8 protein-coding genes and 1 pseudogene are annotated in these 21997 nt (G+C 62.3%); all 9 read left to right on the forward strand.

Annotated features, from left to right (window positions below; all coding sequences use genetic code 11):
* The first annotated feature begins 107 nt into the window (after positions 1-107).
* The 9 genes and pseudogenes from AWB92_RS05030 (at position 108) to AWB92_RS05065 (ending at position 21986) form a co-directional block, all read left to right on the forward strand.
* The gene (locus AWB92_RS05030) at positions 108-1112 is read left to right on the forward strand and encodes a class I SAM-dependent methyltransferase (RefSeq protein ID WP_085184316.1); all 1005 of its coding nucleotides are present in this window, start codon (positions 108-110) and stop codon (positions 1110-1112) included.
* Positions 1113-1118: 6 nt separating this feature from the next.
* Positions 1119-8633 carry a type I polyketide synthase gene (locus tag AWB92_RS05035; protein ID WP_085184317.1) on the forward strand — a complete coding sequence of 2505 codons (7515 nt, stop codon included), beginning with the start codon at positions 1119-1121 and terminating at the stop codon, positions 8631-8633.
* Entirely contained in the window at positions 8626-14298 is a 5673-nt protein-coding gene (locus AWB92_RS05040) for a non-ribosomal peptide synthetase (RefSeq protein WP_085184318.1), read from the forward strand. The genes AWB92_RS05035 and AWB92_RS05040 overlap by 8 nt, the downstream gene beginning before the upstream one ends.
* Entirely contained in the window at positions 14295-15461 is a 1167-nt protein-coding gene (locus AWB92_RS05045; RefSeq protein WP_085184319.1) for an NAD(P)/FAD-dependent oxidoreductase, read from the forward strand. The genes AWB92_RS05040 and AWB92_RS05045 overlap by 4 nt, the downstream gene beginning before the upstream one ends.
* A gap of 162 nt (positions 15462-15623) precedes the next feature.
* Entirely contained in the window at positions 15624-17924 is a 2301-nt protein-coding gene (locus AWB92_RS05050) for an MMPL family transporter (RefSeq protein ID WP_085184320.1), read from the forward strand.
* Positions 17924-18856 (forward strand): SDR family NAD(P)-dependent oxidoreductase, encoded by a 933-nt coding sequence (locus AWB92_RS05055; RefSeq protein ID WP_085184321.1) that lies wholly within the window; start codon positions 17924-17926, stop codon positions 18854-18856. The genes AWB92_RS05050 and AWB92_RS05055 overlap by 1 nt, the downstream gene beginning before the upstream one ends.
* Complete coding sequence (locus AWB92_RS05060; protein ID WP_277622276.1) at positions 18853-20307, forward strand: cytochrome P450; 1455 nt, start codon at positions 18853-18855, stop codon at positions 20305-20307. Before AWB92_RS05055 ends, AWB92_RS05060 begins: the two co-directional genes overlap by 4 nt.
* Before the next feature lie 29 nt (positions 20308-20336).
* A pseudogene (locus tag AWB92_RS30160) lies at positions 20337-21113 on the forward strand (phthiotriol/phenolphthiotriol dimycocerosates methyltransferase); the annotation flags it as partial.
* 87 nt (positions 21114-21200) lie between these two features.
* Positions 21201-21986 carry a phthiotriol/phenolphthiotriol dimycocerosates methyltransferase gene (locus AWB92_RS05065; protein ID WP_241523368.1) on the forward strand — a complete coding sequence of 262 codons (786 nt, stop codon included), beginning with the start codon at positions 21201-21203 and terminating at the stop codon, positions 21984-21986.
* Positions 21987-21997: the final 11 nt, after the last annotated feature.

The following is a 21997-nucleotide window of genomic DNA, read 5'->3' on the forward strand; positions in this document are numbered from 1 at the left end:
GACTATTCGGCGTCGACTACCACGAGCGCGGGAGCGAGCGGGTTGCCACGCATAGATGAGGACATACACGGTGTCGCGAACCGTTGGGCGCAGGACTAGGAGAAGCCATGAAGTTGCACGTGGTCGATGTGGATCGAGACCTTCCACAGCACGCCGGCACTTTGGAGCGAAACGCGGAGTTGCAGTCCTTCGAACAAGACTATGGCGCTGACCCCTTGGCGGACCGTGCGACGGACCTCTACCGCAAAGAATTCGTCATGGGCTTCGCCGAAAGATGGGACGAGCTGATCGATTGGGATGCCCGTGCGAAGTCGGAAGGGCAATTCTTCATCGATGTCTTGCTCGCTCACGGCAAGCAGAGCGTTCTCGACGCCGCCACGGGCACCGGCTTTCATTCCGTCCGTCTGATGGACGCCGGGTTTGATGTCATCAGTGTCGACGGCTCGGCGGCCATGCTGGCCAAGGCTTTTGAGAACGGCCGAAGACGCGGACTCATTCTCAACACCGTTCATGCCGACTGGCGCGAGCTCAGCCGGAGCATCCAGGGCAAGTACGACGCGATAATTTGCCTGGGCAACTCGTTCACGCACCTACACGGTGAGCTGGATCGCCGCAAGGTGCTGGCCGAGTTCTACGCGGCGCTGCGCTATGACGGAATTCTGATCATCGATCAGAGAAATTACGATGAGATGCTCGATCACGGCTTTAGGTCGAAGCACGTTTACTACTACTGCGGCGATCGGGTCACCGCGGAGCCCGAGTACCTCGATGACGGCCTGGCGCGCTTCAAATACGCCTTCCCGGACGGGTGCGAATACACCTTGAACATGTTCCCGTTGCGGAAAAGCTATCTCCAGCAACTGATTCGGGAGGCAGGTTTCGACCGGGTGCGCACCTACGGCGACTTCCAAGAGACTTACCAGGAGAGCGAGGCGGAATTCTTCATCCACGTTGCGGAGAAGTTTGTGTCCTCGAACTCCCACCTGTGTCGCCGCATTAGCTCCTTATCTCATAGACAACGCCCCTTGGGGGAGTCCCCTCCGGTCGCCGGAGAGGCGATGGTTGCGGCTTGTCTCGACCCGACACGTTCATGCACGACGAGGGAAGCCTGATGAGAGATGACCACTGAAGACATACTGCGTGCCACCAATGGGTATGAGCCGAACGAGCCGATCGCCATTCTTGGGATGGGTTGCCGCTTTCCGGGCGGTGTCAGCTCACCAGATGATTTGTGGCAGTTAGTCTCCGAGGAACGCGATGCGATCTCGCAATTCCCTACCGACCGGGGCTGGAATCTCGACAGGCTATTAGGTCCCGACCCCGAGGCACCAGGCGCGACATACGTCCGGGCAGGCGCGTTTGTGGACAACGTCGGCGATTTCGACGCAGGGTTCTTCGGGATCGGTCCGCGTGAAGCCCACGCCATGGATCCGCAGCAGCGGCTGCTGCTCGAGGTGACGTGGGAGGCGCTGGAGCGAGCAATGATCGACCCTACTTCCCTGCGGGGCAGCGATACAGGGGTGTTTGTCGGTGCCGGCGGTCAGGAGTACGGCCCACGCATCTATGAAGACACGGAGGGATTTGCCGGCTTCCTGACGACAGGCACCTCGACCTGCGTCGTGTCGGGTCGCGTGGCCTACACACTCGGTCTGCTGGGCCCGGCGTTGACGGTCGACACTGCCTGTTCATCATCAATGGTTGCCGTGCATCTCGCCGTTCGATCGCTGCGGTCCGGTGAATGTGATTTGGCGCTCGCGGGCGGTGTGACCGTGGTGTGCTCGCCCAGCATCTATATCGGTCTGGGCCGGCAGGGCGCGCTGTCCGAAGACGGCCTGTCCAAGCCGTTCGCCGCAGCCGCGGACGGGTTCGGCGTCGCGGAGGGCGCGGGCGTGCTGGTAATGGCGCGGATGTCGCGGGCGCGCACACTCGGTTACCCGGTGCTCGCGCTCATCCGGGGCACCGCCCTGGGACAGGATGGCGCGTCCGACGTATTGACCGCCCCAAGCGGTTCGGCTCAGCAGCGGGTGATTCGGCGGGCCCTGCTGGATGCGAACCTGACCGCCGGCGACATAGACGTCGTCGAGGCCCACGGCACCGGCACGAGACTCGGCGACCCGATCGAAGCCAAAGCGCTGCAGGCGATATACGGCAAAGCGCACTCGGCAGCTCGACCGCTGCTAGTCGGCTCGGTCAAATCGAACATCGGCCATGCGCAGTACGCGGCCGGCGTCGCGGGGATCATCAAGGTCGTACAGTCGATGCGGTACGGGACGGTGCCCGCGACCATGCATTTGGATGCCCCGACACCGCAAGTTGACTGGTCGTCTGGAACGGTCGAGGTTGTCGGCCGCGCACGTCCGTGGCCCGACCATGCCGACGAACCCCGACGTGCGGGGGTGTCCGGGTTCGGCATCAGCGGAACAAACGCCCACGTGATACTCGAGCAGGCGCCTGCTGGTGAGACCACGACGCCGGCCCGGAGCGATACTCCGGCGATACCATGGGTGCTGTCCGCCAAGACGGCGCCGGCGCTGGCGGGGCAGGCGGCCCGGCTCATGCGGTTCGTCCAGCAGCGCGCCGACGTGGATCCCCACGATGTGGCGCTGTCACTGGTCACCACCCGGGCGTTGTTCGACCACCGGGCCGTTGCCGTCGGCGGCGACCGTAACGAATTGCTGAGCGGCTTGGCGGCGATCGCATCCGGCGCCCCAGCCCCGAATGTGGTGACCGGAGCGGCCGCCGTCACCGGTCGAACCGTCTTTGTCTTTCCCGGCCAGGGTTCCCAGTGGCCGGGTATGGCAGCGGAGCTATTGGAGTGCGCGCCCGCGTTCGCCGACGAAATGCGGCGCTGCGAGGCAGCTTTCACCGAGTTCGTCGATTGGTCGCTGCTCGAGACGGTGAGTGGTTCCGGTGGCGCCAGCCTCGATCGGGTCGATGTGGTGCAGCCTGTGCTGTTTGCCGTGATGGTGTCGCTGGCGGCGCAATGGCGAGCGCTGGGAATCCGCCCGGACGCCGTCATCGGCCACTCGCAAGGCGAGATCGCGGCCGCCTACGTCGCGGGTGCGCTGTCGTTGCGGGACGCGGTAAAGGTCGTCACGTTACGCAGCAAGGCGATCAGGGCCATTGCAGGAACGGGTGGCATGGTCTCGATCCCGCAGCCCGTCGAGCGAGTTTTGGCGCTCATCAAACCGTGGGAGCAATCGATTTCCGTTGCCGCGCAGAACGGTCCGACTTCGGTCGTCGTCACAGGAACCGTGAACGCCTTGGACGAGTTGATGGCCGAATGCGAGCGAAACGACGTGCCGGCAACCCGGATTCCCGTCGACTACGCTTCGCATTCCGCAGATGTCGAAGAGTTGCGGGAGACGGTCCGGGAGTCGCTGTCCGGGTTGCAGCCGCGAACCGGCGATATCGCTTTCATCTCATCGGTCACCGGCGCCCGGCTGCATACTTCAATCCTCGACGGCGACTACTGGTTCGCCAATCTGCGGCAGCCCGTGCTGTTTGAACAAGCGACCCGTTGGGCGCACGAACACGGCTATCGCACATTCATCGAATCGAGTCCGCATCCGGTTCTGACTGTCGGTGTCCAGGAATTACTGGACGACCTCGGTGACGACCACAGTGTGGTTGGGACGCTTCGACGGGACGAAGGCGGAATGCGCCGGTTTTTGCTATCGGTTGCCCAAGCCCACATAAGCGCAAGGAAGCCCGAGTTGGCGAGCATGTTGCGCAAAAGCAACGCGCGCTGCGTCGACTTGCCCACATACGCGTTCGAACAGAAGCGATACTGGCTGGATCCCCCGTCCGGCGCCGTCGACGCGAGCAGTCTCGGTGTGACCGGAGCCGAGCATCCCCTGCTGGGCGCGCTCGTGCAACACGCGGATTCAGGAGACTTGATTCTCACCGGTCGGTTGTCGCTTGCGTCCCATCCCTGGCTGGCGGACCACAAGGTGCACGGGGTTGTGTTCGTTCCGGGTGCGGTGATGGTGGAGATGGCCCTGCACGCGGGCGATCGTGCGGGATTCCCGGGCGTTGAGCAACTTGTGCTGCACGCACCGATGGTCGTCGACGAGCGTGGTCTAACGGTGCAAGTCGTCGTCGGCGCATGCGGGGAGTCCGGCGATCGGCCGCTTCGAATCTTCTCGCGGATCGAACACGATGGCGTGGAACGCGAGTGGACACGCCATGCCGAGGGTTTACTCACTCCCACCCCCGAGCCCGGACCGCTGCCGGCGTTCGAACAATGGCCCCCGGAGGATGCGGAACCGGTCGATGTTTCCGACGCCTACCCCAAGCTGTCCGCGCGCGGATATGAATACGGTCCGGCGTTCCGAGGTCTGCGCTCAGTGTGGCGTCGCGGCGGCGAGGTGTTCGTGGAAGCGGCTTTGCCGGAGGGGGTGAAGGCGGATGCGGGCCGGTTCGGGCTGCATCCGGTGCTGCTCGACTCAGTCCTGCACAGCATTGTCGTCGGCGGCATTCTCGCGGAATCAGAGCTGACCCGATTGCCGTTCGAATGGGAAGGATTGGCGCTGTTTGCTGTCGGCGCCAGCCGGCTTCGCGCACGGATCACGCTCGTCGGCGAAGACACGGTGGCAGTAACCCTCTTGGACAACCGCGGGACGCTGGTTGGTCGCATTGATTCCCTTGCCGTGCGTGGGATTTCACCCAGTCGATTGTTAACAAGCAGGCGTGCCGATGACCGCCTGTACGGACTGGATTGGGTCGCCATCGGGCCGTCGGTCAATCATGTGGACGGCATCCTTCCGGACGATTGCACAGTACTGCGTTGCCCGACAACGACCGCGGATACTGAGGCATTCACCGACGACCTGCATCGACTGCTCGCAACGATGCTGGAACAAGTGCAGACGTGGCTGTCGGACGAAAGTCATGACGAGGAAGCGAGGCTCGTAGTTCTCACGTGCGGCGCGATCGCGGTCAACTCCTCCGAGGACGTCACCAATCTCGGCCAGGCGGCCGTCTGGGGACTGTTGCGGAGCGCGCAGACCGAGAACCCGGGGCGCATTGCACTGGTCGACGTCGATGACTGGGCCGAGGCCGATGTCGCGGTCGCCGAAGCGGCCCGCTGTGACGAACCGCAACTCGCGCTCCGTGAAGGCACCTTCTTCGGCCCGCGCGTGGTACGCACGGAACGACTCGATGGCGCTGAATTGGTCGAGGCGGGCAATTGGCGACTTACCGCCCTTGGAAAAGGCACGCTGGACACGCGCAACATCGTCTTGCGTTCGTCGCCCGAATCCAACCGGCCCCTCGGGCCAGGAGAGGTTCGATTGGCCCTGCGCTACAGCGGCGTGAACTTCCGTGATGTTCTGATCGCGTTGGGTGACTCACCGGACCACCTCGGCTTCGAAGGTTCTGGCGTAGTTCTCGAGGTTGCCGACGATGTGTTCCGTTTCGCTCCGGGCGATCGCGTGATGGGCCTGCTATACGGCGCCGGACCCGTTGTTGTCATCGATCACCGGATGCTGGTCAATATTCCGTCCGGATGGTCCTACCGCTGGGCAGCGGCGATGCCTGCGGCATTTCTGACCGCGTACTACGCGTTGGCGGACCTCGCGCGCGCCGGCGCAGCGGAACGGGTGCTGGTGCACGCCGGCACCGGTGGAGTTGGCATGGCTGCCGTGCAACTGGCTCGACACTGGGGCCTCGAGGTGTATGCGACCGCCAGCCCCGCAAAGTGGGGAACACTGCGCAGCATGGGACTCGACGACGAACACATCGCGAATTCGCGCACGGTTGACTTCGAGCAAAAGTTCTCCGCCGTAACCGGCGGAGCAGGCATGGATGTCGTAATCGATTGTTTAGCAGGAGAATTCGTCGACGCATCGTTGCGACTACTGCCGCGCGGTGGCCGGTTCATCGAGATGGGAAAAACCGACATTCGCAACGCCGAAGAGGTGGCCGCCCGGCATCCAGGTGTTCGCTATCGAGCGTTCTGTCTGCTGGTGGAGCCCGGTCCGGACCGTGTGCGCGAGATCCTGACCGAGCTCGTGAAGTTGTTTGAAAGCCATGAGCTGCATCCGATTCCGATGCGCTTCTGGGACGTGCGGCAGGCATCGGAGGCCTATCGCTTTATGAGTCGAGCCCGCCACATCGGCAAGGTGGTGTTCACCATGCCCAGGCCGCTCGACCCCGACGGGACTGTCCTGATAACGGGCGGCACCGGCGTGCTCGGGACGCTAGTGGCCCGCCATCTGGTGACTCGCCACGGCGCCCGCAACCTGCTACTGGTCAGCCGCAGCGGACGCGCTGCCGAAGGTGCGGTGGCGATCGAATCAGAGCTGACCGAGCTTGGTGCTTCGGTACGGATCGCATCGTGTGATGTGGCGGAACGAGATTCATTGCAGAGGCTGCTCAGCGGCATACCTGACGAGCATCCGTTGAGCGCTGTCATCCATGCGGCCGGGGTGCTCGACGACGCCGTGTTCGAGGCACTGACGCCAGATCACCTCAAGTCGGTACTGCGGCCGAAAGTCGACGCGGCGTGGAACCTGCACCAACTCACTACGTCCGCTGACCTTGCCGCCTTCGTGCTGTTTTCTTCGGCAGCCGGTGTTCTCGGCTCCGCGGGCCAGGCGAACTACGCGGGCGCCAATGCATTCCTGGATGCGCTCGCATCGCATCGCCGACAGCAGGGGTTGCCCGCGCTTGCGATGGCGTGGGGATGGTGGGAACAAGCGACTGGAATGACGAGTCATCTCGACTACCGTGACCGTGCGCGCATGAGCCGCAACGGCTTTGTTGCGATGTCCTCGGCCGACGGACTCGCGCTGTTCGATGCGGCGCTGGCGCAGGGTCGGCCGGTCGTGATACCGGCGCAGCTGGACCACGCCGCGCTGCGGTCACATTCGGCGGTTGCGGGCCTGCCACCGTTGTTCCGCGCTCTGATCGGCAGTGCCCGGCGCATCGCCGAGTCTGCTGCGCCGGCGGAATACCTTCCCGGTCTGCGACAGCGGATTGCCGCGATGAGCGCATTGCAACAAGAACAGGAACTGCTCGGCATCGTCCGATCCCACGCGGCCGTCGTGCTAGGGCACGATAGCGCGGACGCGGTGAGCGCGGACAAGGAGTTCAAGGAGCTGGGCTTCGATTCCCTGGGTTCGGTCGAGTTCCGGAATCGACTCAAATTGACGACCGGCCTGAAGCTGCCCACCACCGCCATTCTCGACCATCCGACACCGAGAGCATTGGCTCGGTACCTGGCCAGCGCATTGGGCACGGACGAGCCCCCGGATCCCCGGCAAGCACAAAGCGACCAGGGATTCCAACAAACATACTGGCTGTTGACGGCTTACCAGCGCGACATCGTCGCCGTTGGCGCGCGTTATCCGGATCTCCCAATCGTGCAGGCGGTCGGCTACACCAGACTCGAGGGCACGGTGGAAATGGCACGGATGCGCGCATGCTTGCGGAGAACATATCTGCGAAACGACGCGCTGCGATTGCGTTTTGAGATTCGCGACGGCGAATTCGTCCAGCGGGTTAGCACGGAGTTACCCGAGCCAACACTCCTCGACTTCACCAACGATTCCGACCCCCAGGCTGCGTGCCGACACTGGATCGAGGAAATGAGTCGCCGGGTGCTTACCCTGGACGGACCGCTGTCACATACCGCCGTGCTCGTCGATCGAACCGACTCGTTCCTGATATACGCCTGCTTTCATCACGCCGTGGGGGACGGATGGAGTGTCAATCTCGCGATGAGCCAATTGCTCAACGAGTACACGTCGGGCGTGGACCTGGACAACGACGACGACGTCGAGATGCCGAGCTATCTGGACTTTGTGCGCACAGAGAGCGAATACCGCGGCTCCCGGGACTGGGAGGCCGATCGCGAGTACTTCATCGCGAATTACCGCCACGTTGAGCCCGCATTGTTCGCCCGCCGCGGATCAATGCATAGTCGGCGCCGGGGGCATCACGCCTTCCGTGTGAACCCGGGAACAGCCCAACGGATTCGAGACACCCACCGGTCGGTCTTCGCGTTCACCGCCGCTGCCATCGGCGAGTATCTGCGCCGGGTACACCGCGCCGGCGATATCGTGATCGGGGTCCCGTTCCGCAACCGGTCATCCGATGCCGAACTCCGCACCGTTGGCTGCATGGTGAACTTGCTGCCGCTGCGGGTTCCGGTCGACAACGAGATATCGGCGCTCGAACTGACCGATCGGATCAACAGTCAAATTTGGGAACTGCAGGCGCGTCAGCGATTTGCTCTTGGAGACGTCGTGGCCGCACTGCACGAGGAATCAGGGAAGACTCCCACCCTGTTCGACGTGACGTACTCGTATCAGGCAGTCCCGAATATCGAAGACACCCAACCGGTGTGGAAGGGCATCGACATGCTGGCGTCGGGGTACGCGCTCGATGCGGTCAACATCGTCGTTCGCGACTATGAGCGGGACGGTTCGCTCGAGGTGGACCTTTTCTACGCCGATGACGTCTTCGACTCGAACTATCGGTTCAGCGATGCTCTGCGCCACGTGTTGACCTTGATCGATCGAGCGATCGAAGCACCCGATGTGCCGCTTGCCCAGATCGACATGCTCTCTGATGCCGATCACGTCGAGCTAAACGCATTTGCCTCAGGAGCGCCGATTGATGCTTGACGTCACGCGGAACATGACGGTCGACCGATTGGCCGCTGATATACCCGGTGAGTGCACTGCGGTGGTGTCTGCCAGCGGAACGCTGCGCTATTCGGAGTTCGACGGCGCGGTGAATTACATCGCGGAAGTGCTGCGCGCGCAGGGTATTGAGCGCGACGAGTGCGTCGCAATCATCGTGCCCCGGTCGCCGGAACTTGTGGTTGCAATCCACGGAATCATCCGCGCGGGCGCCGCGTACCTGCCGATCGACCCGGATCACCCCATGCTGCACATCCGCACGATCATGGAGGAAAGCGGTGCCCGGGTTCTCGTGGCCGGAACCGAATACGCCCAACTGGCCGATGAACTCGGTGTCAGCCTGGTCAAGCCGACCATTGCCGACGCAGATCCCGTCCAACCGGTCGCCTCACCCGGGGACTTGGCTTACGTCATATACACGTCGGGATCGACCGGCAGGCCGAAGGGCGTGGAAGTCGAGCACCGGTCAGTGATGAACCGACTGCTGTGGATGCAGCGCCGGTACACACTCGGCCCACACGACGTGATCCTGCACAAGACACCGGTGAGTTTCGATGTCTCCGTGTGGGAGTTGATGTGGTGGGCGATGGCGGGCGCGACCGTCGCACTACTGGAGCCGCGTGGCGAGCGCGACCCACGCAAGATCGTCGCGGCAGTGGAGCGACACCGGGTCACCGTGATGCATTTCGTGCCGTCAATGCTTGGGCCATTTCTGGACCAGCTTGAAGCACAGCCTGATTCGATGCACCGAGTTGCGTCTTTGCACACGGTGTTTTGCAGCGGGGAACCATTGAGCCCCGCGCTGGTCGAGAGATTCAACCGGGTGTTCAGTGCCATCGGGGTGCCGCGGCTGGTGAATCTCTACGGCCCGACTGAAGCGACGGTGGACGTGAGCTACTTCGACTGTCCGTCGGACGGGGCGGTCGAAGTGGTCCCGATCGGAAAGCCTATCGACAACACACTATTGCTGGTTCTCGACGACCGCGGAAACCCCTGTCCGGTCGGAGTGGCGGGTGAATTGAACATCGCCGGCGTGTGTCTGGCCCGTGGTTATCGCGGCCGCCCCGACTTGACCTCCGTCGCGTTCGCCGAGGACGAACGCGTGCCGCGCGGCCGACGTTACCGAACGGGTGATCTTGCCCGCTGGCGAGCCGACGGCAACCTGGAGTTCCTGGGCCGAACCGACCTCGAAGTCAAGGTCCGCGGCAACCGGGTGAGCCTCGAGCAGGTGCAAGCCGTGATGGAGTCGTGTCCGGGTGTCCGATCGGCGGTCGTGCTGGCCGAGCCGTCGGAAATTCACGGCACCCACCTGATCGGATACTTCGTCAGCGACTCCGTCACCACCGGTCAACTCGGCGATCACCTAGCACAAAGGATGCCCGCGTACATGATCCCCACCGGATACGTCGAACTTGACGTGCTTCCCCGTACGGCGAGCGGCAAGGTGGATCGTCGGGCGCTTCCCCGGCCGGGTGCGCCGGATCGATCTGCCGTCGCCCCGCGCACCCCAACCGAGGCGGCGCTGGTCGATGTGTTTGCCTCAGTGCTCGGCGCGGAATCGATCGGTGTGTACGACGACTTCTTCACCATCGGCGGAGATTCCATCCTCGCACTCTCAGTGCGCAGCGAGGCAGAAAAGCGCGGTATCGCCTTCGATATCGAGGAACTATTCGCCCGACCGACGGTTGCCGAGGTGGCCGAGTCGATTCACCAGATGGCGCCGGAGGCCAAAGGCGTCACGGATGCGTTCGCGCTGCTCCCCCTGATCGACCGCGCGGCATTACACGACGCCGAAGATGCGTTCCCCGCGACCGCGCTGCAACTCGGAATGCTCTTCCACAGCATCGAGCATGCCGAATCGACCATGTACAAGGACGTCTTTCGATACCGCATCGCGATGCCATGGCTGAAAGAGGAGTTTACGGACGCGTTCGATCGGCTCGTGGCGCGTCATCCCGCACTGCGTTCTTCGTTTGAACTGCAAGAACATTCGCTGCCGGTGCAAGTTGTCAGGTCACGGGTGCCCTCCGCGTTGGAGGTTGTGACTGCGGCCGACGATGCGGATGTCGCTGACTATATGGCTGCTCGGCATTCGCAAAGCTACGCCTTCGATCAGGCCCCGCTTTATAGCCTGGGTGCGTTTGTGCGGGATGAGAGTGTGGACCTGGTCTTTGCGTTTCATCACGCAATTCTGGACGGCTGGAGCGTTGCAAACCTAATGCGGGAGTTGTTACAGGACTATTTGTTCCATCTCGGTATCGACGTTGCGCCGATCGAGGCTGGGGTCCATTCGGCAACGATGTTGGCCGAGTATGCCCGCCTAGAGAGGGAGGCGCGCGAAAGTCTTGCTGCGCAGGAGTTCTGGCGAAATATCCTGGCCGGATCGCGCGCGACGTCGCTAGAATCCTATGTCGCCCATGAAGCCCCGGTAGCAACGGATCCGACCGTCACTGTCCTGATTCCGGAGTGGCTGCAGTGTTCCGCTGAACAACTCGCAAAGGCCAGTGGGCTGCCGATAAAATCGCTGTTGCTCGCCGTGCATTGCGTTACTCTGCAAAGATTCTCGGGTGACGCGAATGTCACGACCGGACTGGTGACCCACGGGCGCCCCGGCCGTGCCGGCGCGGAAGTGGTTGCGGGGCTATTTCTCAACACGATCCCGGTTAAAGTCGACGGCCGTCCCGCGACCTGGCTCGACTTGGTCGAACACCTTTCCCGATTCGAGCGCGAGGGCCATCGCTATCAGCGTTACCCCCTGCAGGCCATGCAATCTGATGCGGGCCACCGCGTGTTCAATGTGGTATTTGATTTCGTCAACTACCACCTGTTCGGCGAGTTGACCGATGTCGCCGGGGTCGAACTGCTCGCGTTCGAAGCTTATGAGCGAACGAATTTCGCGCTGTGGGTGACCGTCGCGACGGATCCACGAACCGGTCGACTGTCACTGCGGGTGAGCGGCGATCCGGCGCTGCTGACAGCGACGCAGGCACGTGAATACGCGAAGGCATTGCTCCGGGTGCTCGCGGCGATCGTGCGCGCACCCAAGGGGAACGTCGATTCCGCTACCGATGACCTGGAGGGTCGTAACGTCGTCCAACTGGTGTCCGAACAGGCGGCGGCCACGCCGGATGCAACCGCGCTAGTGACGAACACCGCCTGCTGGACGTACTCCGAATTAGATCGTGGCGCAGAGCGTATAGCGGCCGGCCTGCTGAAGGCGGGCATGCCGGCAGGGGCACGGGTAGGCGTAATGCTTGATCGGTCGGCGGAGCTGATCGCGATCGTACTTGGCGTTCTGAAGGCCGGTGCGGCGGTTGTCCCATTGGACCCGAGCTACCCGCGCGCGCGAATCGACTCGATGATCGATCTCGCCCGGCCGTTCCGCATCATCTCCGATACCACCGAAGTGCGGGAATTGCTTAACGTACCCGCGACCAGGACGCTGCCGGCAATCGCCCCCGACGCGCCGGCTTACGTGTTGTTCACATCTGGGTCGACGGGCGAGCCCAAGGGCGTCGCGATGCCGCACCGGGTCCTCCACAACCTCATCACTTGGCAGAACCGGCGCCCGTCGGGCGCCGTCGGCGGCTCCACACTCCAATTTTTCCCGCTGTCCTTTGACGTCTCCTTTCAGGAGATCTTTTCGACGCTCTGCGGTGGTGGCGCGTTGCGGTTGTTGTCGGGGACACAGCGTAAAGACTTGCCGGGATTGGTGCGCCTCGTTGCGGACGAGGGAATCGCACGCGTGTTTCTACCTTGCGTCGCACTCCAGGCATTCGCCGAAGCGGTATGCACGACCCGGACGCGGCTGGATTGCATGCGCGTAGTGATCAACGTCGGCGAACAGCTGAGGATCACACCGGAGATCCGCCAGCTGTGCACTGAGAATCCCGATCTTGTCCTGGAGAACCAATACGGTCCCACCGAGACGCACGAGGTGACCAGCTACACCATGAGCGGTTCGCCAGAAGATTTCCCAACGCTGCCACCCATCGGCACCGCGATCGACGGCGTAACCGTCAGCCTCCTCGGAGCTGATCTCCGCCCGGTTCCGCCCGGAACGAAGGGGGAGATCTACATCGGAGGTCTCTGTCTCGCGCTCGGTTACGAATCACGGCCAGATCTCACCGCAGCGAGATTCGTCGCGATCGGCGAACCAGGGGAGAGGATGTACCGGACCGGCGATCTAGGGGTCCAATTACCCAGCGGCGAACTGGTTTATCTGGGGCGGGCCGACACCCAGGTGAAAGTACGCGGTTTCCGCATCGAGTGTGCGGAGGTCGAAACCGCAATAATGAACCTTGGCGAGAAGGCGATCCGAGCGTCGGCTGTCGTAGCCCGCAATCTCGCCGCGTCGGACTCCGCGCTCGTGGCCTACCTCGTGGGCGACAGGGAAGACGTTGATATCGCAGCGTTCCGAGCCCGCCTCGGAGCGTTGCTGCCCGACTATATGATTCCGACGCACTTCCAATGGCTTGACGAGCTTCCGCTGCTGTCGAGCGGCAAGCGCGACGACAAGGCGCTTCGGGACTTGCCGCTGTCGGCCACGGTTGCCGCATCTGCGGACATTGACGTGGGTAGCGGCTATGAGCGAGCGGTCGCCGAGATCATGGCGGAGTTCGCCGGTTGCGCGGGCTTCGCAGCCGACACCAACTTCTTCGATGCCGGAGGTACGTCGATCGGTGCCATGCGGGTGGTGATGGCGATTGCGCGGATCTGGGATGTGGAGATTCCGCTCGACGCGTTCGTCATCGCGCCCACCCCGGCACACATCGGCAGCCTGATCGCAGCGGGCGGTGGTCCACGATCGTTTGATCCCGTTGTCGCGCTGAACACCTTCGGTGATCGTCTGCCGCTATTTCTGATTCATCCGATCGGCGGGAATGTCCTGTGCTATCTCAATCTCGTCAAGCACCTCGCGAACGACCGTCCGGTCTACGCGTTGCAGGCGGCAGGGGTCGAGCCCGGATCAAAGCCACTCCGCACGATCAGTGACTTGGCCGCGTCATATATCGCCGCGATTCGCAAAACGCACCCGTGCGGCCCCTACAACATCGGTGGATGGTCCTTCGGTGGCTACGTGGCCGTTGAAATGGCACGACAGCTGGCCGACGAGGAACTGGCCCGATTGATCCTGCTCGATGCAATCGCGCTGAGTGACGGCCCTCATGGCGAGATATCTGAGAGTGACTTGATCACATGGTTTTTCGCCGAGCTGCTATGGCATGCCAACGGTGCTGAGGCAGCACGGCTGCTGCATGACTACGACGGGACGGATCGCGACACCTCGTTCGACTCGATCCTCCGCGAAGCGATCGAGGCCAAGATAGTTCCCGCCGAGAGTTCGCCACAGTTGATCCGACGGCTCTACGAAATCTTCCGCGCCAACTACGAAGCGGCGCTGAATTATCGCCATGAGCCGTTGGATCGCGACATCACACTGCTGAAGTCGACGGAGCCAATGCCCGTAGATGCTGAGCATGTTCACTACATCGTCGGCAGCAACTTCACTAGCCAAACCAACGGTTGGGAGCGGTTGGCGCCCCGCAGCCTGACCGTAATCGACGTGGCAGGAGACCACTTGTCGATGATGGCCGAGCCAAACGTCGCCGACGTTGCGACAAAGCTGGAAATTGCACTGCAATGAGCACGCCCAATGTTCTGATCGCGGGGGCGGGCATAGGCGGCCTGACCGCTGCCATTGCTCTGCGCGCCAAAGGTATCGGCGTCGAAATCTGCGAAGCAGCAACAGAGTTGCCGGCCAGCGGAACAGGATTGGGGCTGGCCAACAATGCAACGAAGGTGCTGCGCGCGCTAGGTATCGATTTGGGCTTGGGTGCAAGTGGGCAGGCAATTGAACGTTTTGAGATACATACCGCGCGGGGCAGACTGATTCGCGCCCTCCCCATCCAGTCCGTCAGCGTGGAACTGGGCGATCCGATTGTCGGCATCCACCGCGGCGACCTAATGCGGGTGCTGCTGGACGCCGCGGGCGACACGCCAATTCGATTCGGTGCGGGAATAGTTGACTTCGAGGTTGCCGACTCGGGTGTCCGTGCGATATGCGCCGATGGCCGCGAAGCGCGGGCCGATGTATTGATCGGTGCAGACGGCATCCGGTCGACAATCCGATCAAAGATCGCGGGTGACGTGCCACCTACCGACTGTGGGTACTTATTCTGGCTTGCCACAGTTCCTTTCGCGCATGAACGTGTCATTCCCGGATACGCCGGCCACTACTGGGGGACGGGACAGCGGTTCGGGTTGATCGACATCGGTGGCGGAAGGGTCTACTGGTGGGGAAGCAAGAACATGCCGGTTGCACAGGCGCGCTCCTGGCGCGACCGGAAGACGGGGATACTCGCAGCCTTCGACGGTTGGGCTCGGGAAATAATCGACGTGATCGAGCAAACCCCGGATCACACCATCGTCACGGTGCCCGCGCAGGATCGACCGTTCCTCGAACAGTGGGGGAGCGGCCCAGTCAGCTTGCTCGGTGACGCGGCCCACCCGATGCAGACGAGCATGTCGCAAGGCGCGAGTTCGGCGGTGGAGGACGCGTACGTGCTGGCCCAGGCGATCGCCCGAGTGCCTGATCCCGTAGCGGCGCTGCGGAAGTATGAAGACATGCGCCGCAAACGCACTCGCATGCTGGTGCGGAATTCGCGGCGGCTCAGCAAGCTCGAGCAGGTGCACAACCCCGTCGTTCGGACTGCCCGGGATCTCGGGCTGCGATACGTGCCGTCGCCGATCCTGAGATGGCAAAACATCCGACCGATGCGGTTCGACCTGGCGTGGGATGCGCGATGAGTCCCGCTGACCGCAAGATGGCCCACGAGATATCGCCGCTCAACGGTTCTGCACGCGCGCATTTTCGCCTAAATCGAGCGGCCAACCAACTCGATTGGGCAACAGTCGATTCCGTCGCCGAACATCCGCGCGTGCGGTCGGCCTAAGCGAGAGGTCAAGCCAATGGAGGTTCTCGCGCGATGGGTTTCCCGCTATGCAGGCTGGATCGTTGCGGTTTCTGCAGTCCTGCTCGCGGTCTGCGGGTTGTGCTCCACGCAGCTGGATAGCCGGCTCAGGGGTGGTGGCTGGACGGTGCCTGGCTCGGAGGAGGCGCGGGCCGAGCGAGCGCAGGACGCCGGGTTCATAGGGCGTGGATCATCAAACATCGTCCTGCTGGTCCACGACGAACGGTTCGGTGCGCCGTCGGTCGAATTCGACCAGCGTGTTGCGGAAGTCGTTCAGCAGATCACGGCCGATCCGCGACTGTGCATTCGCGGCCATACCGGTTGGAGTTCGCTGCCTTCGCCGCAACGAGATGAGCTGCTCGGCCGCGATGGCCGGACGGCCCTTACAACTCTCGAGCTGGGCATCGATGACGGTACGGCAAAGCGTGTTCTTCCGGTGGTCGAGGCGGAGTTGCCACGCTTCGACGCGGAAGGGTTGCGGGTTCACTTGGTGGGCCAAGCGGCCGCGTTCGGCGCCGTCGACAAGCTTGGCGCGACCGCTCTCACACGCGTCGAACTCATCCTGTTTCCGCTTGTGGTGGCGATTCTGCTGATCCTGTACCGAAGCGTCGTCGCGGCGTTGATGTCCTTGGTCGTCAGCGTTTCCGCGATCGTTGTTGCGATGGGAGTACTTACCTCGATCTCCGGCGTGGTTCAGCTGAACATCGTCGTACAGAGCATTGCGACCATGCTGGGGCTCGGTGTCGGCGTGGACTACTCGCTAATCATGATTCGGCGCTTTATCGACGAGGTGGACCGTCTCGATCGAGACGCCGCGCTGATCAAGACCATGCGGACCGCGGGACGCACCGTTGCCGCGTCCGGAATCACGGTCGCCGCGGCACTCGTGACGCTACTCATCGTCACCCTGCCCGTCGTCCGTTCGATGGCAATTGCCGCGATCATCGTCGTCGTGGCCGCAGTCCTCACTTGCATCATCTTCCTTCCCGCGCTGTTGTACCTTGCTGGTCCCCGCGTAGCGGCATGGCGTGTGCCGTGGCTGCCGCGCACCCGGGAGCGAGCTCGCCGCCGTTGGGGCAGACTTGCCCAGATCACCATGGCTAAGCCGACTGTCGCGTTGATAGTCACAGCTGTCGCACTGATCGCCCTCACCGTGCCGGCGTTCGGGCTGAAGACAGTTAGCGGCGATCCCTCGGTTCTGCCCAAGAGTTCGTCAGTGCGTCAGGGCTACGACTTGGTTGAGGAGCAGTATGGAAAGGGTGCCATCGAGCCAATACTAGTCGCCGTCGAAGCCGACGAACCATTCTCCGGTACAACCGATTTCGCCCGTTTGGCGGCGATGGCTACCGGTTTCGGCCAACTCGATCATGTCGCGCGCGTCGCATCGCCGATTCCTATCCTGCAAGCCGCGATACCCGTTGACCCGTTCGCCGCCCTTCAACCCATCAATTTCCAGCGTCTGGCTGCGGATTCCAGGACAAGCATCGATCAGTTCGTGTCTGCGGACCGCAAAACGATTGCCATTGACATCTTTCCGAACGAGCGTGCTGGTGATTCCGATATCAAAACGCTCCTCAGAGAGGTTCGCGTAGTCGCGACAACCAACGCCGCACCGGGCTGGCATATATCAGTCGGGGGCGTGGCGGCCGTGCTATTCACTGCCAACGAACGCATTTCGCATGCTACCCCGATGGTAATCGCAACCATGCTCGCGGTGATCTATTTGCTGCTGGCTTTGACGTTCCGCTCGCTGTTATTGCCATGCAAAGCGATCGTTCTGAATCTGCTTTCCGTCGGTGCCGCGATGGGCTCGGTTGTGCTGATCTTCCAACACGGCCTTCTTGCGGACACGCTGAGAATTGCATCGGTGGGGCCGATACAGACCTTCGTGCCCATCCTGCTCGTCGTCGTGCTATTCAGCCTCAGCACCGACTACGAGGTGTTCCTGCTGAGCCGCGTGCGTGAACGCTACCAGCAGACTGGTGACAATACCGGAAGTGTCGTCTACGGGCTTGTAGAGACCGCGCCTCTGATCTCGGGTGCTGCCCTGCTGATGGGCACCATATTCACGGCATTCGTTGTAGTGCAGCTAGTTTCGGTGCAGCAGATGGGGTTAGCGATGGCCATCGCGATCACAATCGACGCTACGATCGTGAGGCTTGTCATGGTACCCGCGGCTATGCGTTTAATGGGTCGCTGGAACTGGTGGCTGCCCCACGGCATCACAACATATCGCGACTCGATCCGCCGGCGCGCTCACGATCCCGCACTAAGCCAGACTGCTGAAGAAGGCGCGTAATGGGTTCCGTGAGTGTTACGCCGTCATGTTCCAAATCAGTAGTCATCACCGGCGCCTCGAGCGGGCTGGGAATGGCGGCCGCTACCCACCTCAGCGAACTCGGCTATCGTGTGTTCGCGGGTGTGCGTACCCAGGCGAGCGCTGCTGAACTCGCCCGGATGTCGCCTTCGACAGGCGAACTCATCCCGGTGCTGCTTGACGTCACCGACTCGACGTCGATCGCGCGCGTCCGTGGACGCGTGGAGCGCCAGTGTCGCGACAGCGGGTTGTGGGCGGTCATCAACAATGCGGGTTTGTGCGTCAGCGCACCGCTCGAATGCGTTCCGATGGACGGGATGCGCATCCAGTTTGAAACCAATGTTATTGGGGCACTGGCTGTTACGCAACACTTCCTACCGCTGTTGCGTGCGTCTGGCGGGAGGATCGTCAACGTCAGTTCTGGCATAGGCAACGTCGCTCCGCATTATTTGGGGGTGTATGCGGCGTGCCAGTTTGCCAAGGAGGGGCTGAGCGATGCGCTGCGGCGCGAGCTGCGTCCGTTTGGGGTAAGCGTCTCGGTTATCCAGCCCGGCGCAATCTGTACACCGATTTGGGACAAGATCCGCGCCTGCGCGGATGACATCCTCAATGCGGCGCCCGCCGACGTTGTCGAGAATTACCGCGCACGATTCATCGCATGTGTCGAAATCAATGAGGCTCGGGCGCGTGCGAGCAGGACTACGCCCGCGGACTACGCCGCTGCCGTCGCCACCGCCCTGGCGGCCAGACGCCCAAAGACCCGATACCGCGTAGGCATCGATTCTTGGAGCAGTGCGCTAGTACGCCGCGTGCTGCCGGATCGTATGTTGGACGCTTTTATCCGAGTTTTTCTCGAGGGTTTGGGTGAAGCTGCTACTGCGCACCGGCTCAGGCGGAATGTGGTGCCATCGTGACACCGCGTGCGAAAGATGCGCGACAACGAACGAAAAGGCTTATCCGTAAGGGCGGAGCGACCGCCGCTCGCGCGCTGCTGAACGTCAAGACCGTTCCGTGCGATCTGTCCCGACCACCGGAAGGTAGTGGACTCCAACCAATTCCAGGAGATAAGGGTTTGCCGATTCTCGGCCACGCTCTCCCGGCGGTGGCGCTCGGAATAGAGTTCTTGGAAAGTCGACTGGAAAAGTACGGTGAGATTTCTTGGATGCGCGGCTTGGGGGTGCCGTTCGTTCTCGCGCTAGGACCTGATGCGGCGCAGGAGGTGTTCGCGAACAACGACCGTGTCTTCTCGCAGAAGGGTCAGGAACTTTTTCTCGGCCGGTTCTTCAAGCGCGGACTGATGTTCTTGGACTTCGAAGAACACCACTTCCATCGTCGGATCATGCAAGAGGCGTTCACCCGGAGGCGCCTGGGCGGCTACCTGTCTTCGGTGGACACTATCGGTCGCAGAGCCGCGGCGTCGGTACGCGCGGATGAGCTGCTGGTTTATCCGTACCTCAAACGCACACTGCTCGATATCGCAGCCGCCGTGTTCATGGGGGATGAATCCGGGCCGCAAATCGACCTGATGAATAGGGCATTCAGCGACTGCCTGCGGGCGGCCACCGCCATGATTCGGTTTCCGGTTCCTGGCTTGCGCTGGTCGGCGGGCGTTCGTGGTCGACGCGCGCTTGAGGACTATTTCCATACCAACATCGATGTGCGGCGGAGGTCCGGCGGCGACAACCTTTTCGCGGCCCTGTGCCGTGTCCACGATGGGAACGGCAATCGGTTCGCCGATGACGACGTCGTCAACCACATGATCTTTCTCATGTCAGCCGCGACCGACACCAGCGCGACCACTGCGACGGCAGTCTTGCATCAGTTGGCGCTGCACCCGGTGTGGCAGGACCGCATCCGCGCAGAGGCATTGGCTGAGATTGGCGATGGGTCAATTGATTTAGATGCGCTGGACCGCCTGCAGTCGTTGGGGATGGTGATCAACGAGTCGATGCGGCTGTTTGCCCCGGTCCCTGCGATCTTCCGGAAAACGTTGGCGGCCACCTCAATTCACGGGTACTTCGTGCCCGCCGACACGATCGTCGTGGTCGCTCCGTGGCTCAACCACTATTGGCCAGGTCTGTGGACGGATCCGCACGTGTTCGACCCCGAGCGCTTCAGTGACGCACGTCGCGAGGACCGATCGCACCGGCTTGCCTTTATGCCATTCGGTTCGGGCGCACACAAGTGCATCGGCATGCATTTCGCGATAGTCATGGTAAAGGTCGTAATCGTCCACTTGCTTCGGTGCTACCGAATCGAGATGCGTTCCGGTTACACACTGGAATGGGATATGACGGCAATGCCAACTCCGACCGACGGCTTCCCCGTGCTGGTCCGCCGGGTCGAGGATCCGCACCGGAATTGACCGTACTAACGCGAATTGGAGTGTCTCCCATGGAATTCACCTACTTCTTGGCATTCAACCGGTGGGTCTCGAAGCACTTTTATCGCATCCAAACCCGCTTAGTCGCTGCAGAGGACGTGGTGTTCCTCAACATTGGCTACGAGGAAGATCCGCCAATGGCCCTGCCACTGGCGGAATCCGACGAGCCCAACCGATTCCACATTCAGCTCTACCACCGGGTCGCGACCCAGGCCAACCTAAGGGATAAACGGGTGCTTGAGGTCGGTTGTGGTCACGGCGGCGCAGCCTCGTACCTCATGCGCACCTTGCGTCCCGCTTCCTACACGGGACTGGATCGGAACCGGGCCGCGGTCGCTTATTGCCGAAAGAGGCACAAACTACCCGGTGTGGACTTTGTGCACGGTGACGCCGAGAAGCTGCCCTTCCCAGACCAATCCTTCGACGCGGTGATCAATGTCGAGTCCTCTGCTGCCTACCCACACTTTTCCCGTTTCCTCGCCGAAGTGGCGCGCGTGCTGCGGCCAGGAGGCCATTTCCTGTACACCGACCTTCGCCCCCGAAGCGACATCGCCGAATGGGATGGCGCGCTGGCCGAGGCTCCGATGCGCATGCTTTCGCAGGAGGATATAAATGCGCAGGTTGTGCGCGGACTGGAGAAAAATACGCCTCGAATAATGGGTCTAATCGATCGCGTTCCGGCGATTTTGCGCCCCATAGGCCGCCAGTACTCCGGGGTGGAAGGCACGGCGTTCTATCGCGCAATGCGGAGCGGGAAGTACTCGTACCGGATGTACTGCTTCATCAGGAGCGAGGCGACCGACAAAGGGGCGACTTGCGCCCGACCGCCCTTGGCCCCGACGTCTAGCACTTTGCCCAAATCCCTCTTGCTGCGTCTGACCTGGATTCCACGTGTCACGCAACTCCTGGCGAAGTACCTCTACCCGGTTGTCACCCGCTTGGTCAGCAAGGATGACGTTGTCTTCCTGAACTACGGCTACGAGGAGGATCCGTCGATGGCCCTGCCTCTGGCCGCGTCCGACGAGGCCGACCGTTATCCCATTCAGCTTTACCACCGCACGGCTACGCAGGTGGACCTCGGCGGCAAACGGGTGCTGGAGGTCAGTTGCGGGCACGGCGGCGGGGCCTCATACCTCACGCGTACGGTGCGACCCGCCTCCTACACGGGGGTGGATTTGAACCCGACCGGCGTCAAATTTTGCCGAGAGCGGCACAATGCGCCAGGCCTGAATTTCGTGCAAAGCAACGCCGAGAAGCTTCCATTCGCCGACGAATCCTTCGACGCTGTGATCAATGTGGAAGCCTCCCACTGCTACGCTCATTTCCCCCTTTTCCTCACCGAAGTGGCGCGCGTGTTACGCCCTGGAGGGCATTTTCTGTACACCGATCTCCGCGTCCGCGAGCGTGTCCCTGATTGGGAGGCGGCGATTGCCGACGCACCGTTGCGGCTGCTTTCGCGTGAGCCCATCACTGATCAGGTTGTCCGCGGGTTGGGGAACAACACGCAGCGATTGCTGGACCAGTTCGGTCGCCGCTTGCCAAATATCGGGTTCTTGCACCGCATAGCTCGCGACTTCCTCGGCGGGCCGGGTTCGCGTGCCTACGACGATCTGGCAAGCGGAAAATTGACCTACCAGCTGTTCTGCTTCATGAGGGATTGAGCCGGGCGTTG

Source organism: Mycobacterium sp. IEC1808, from assembly GCF_002101935.1.
Classification (GTDB): domain Bacteria; phylum Actinomycetota; class Actinomycetes; order Mycobacteriales; family Mycobacteriaceae; genus Mycobacterium.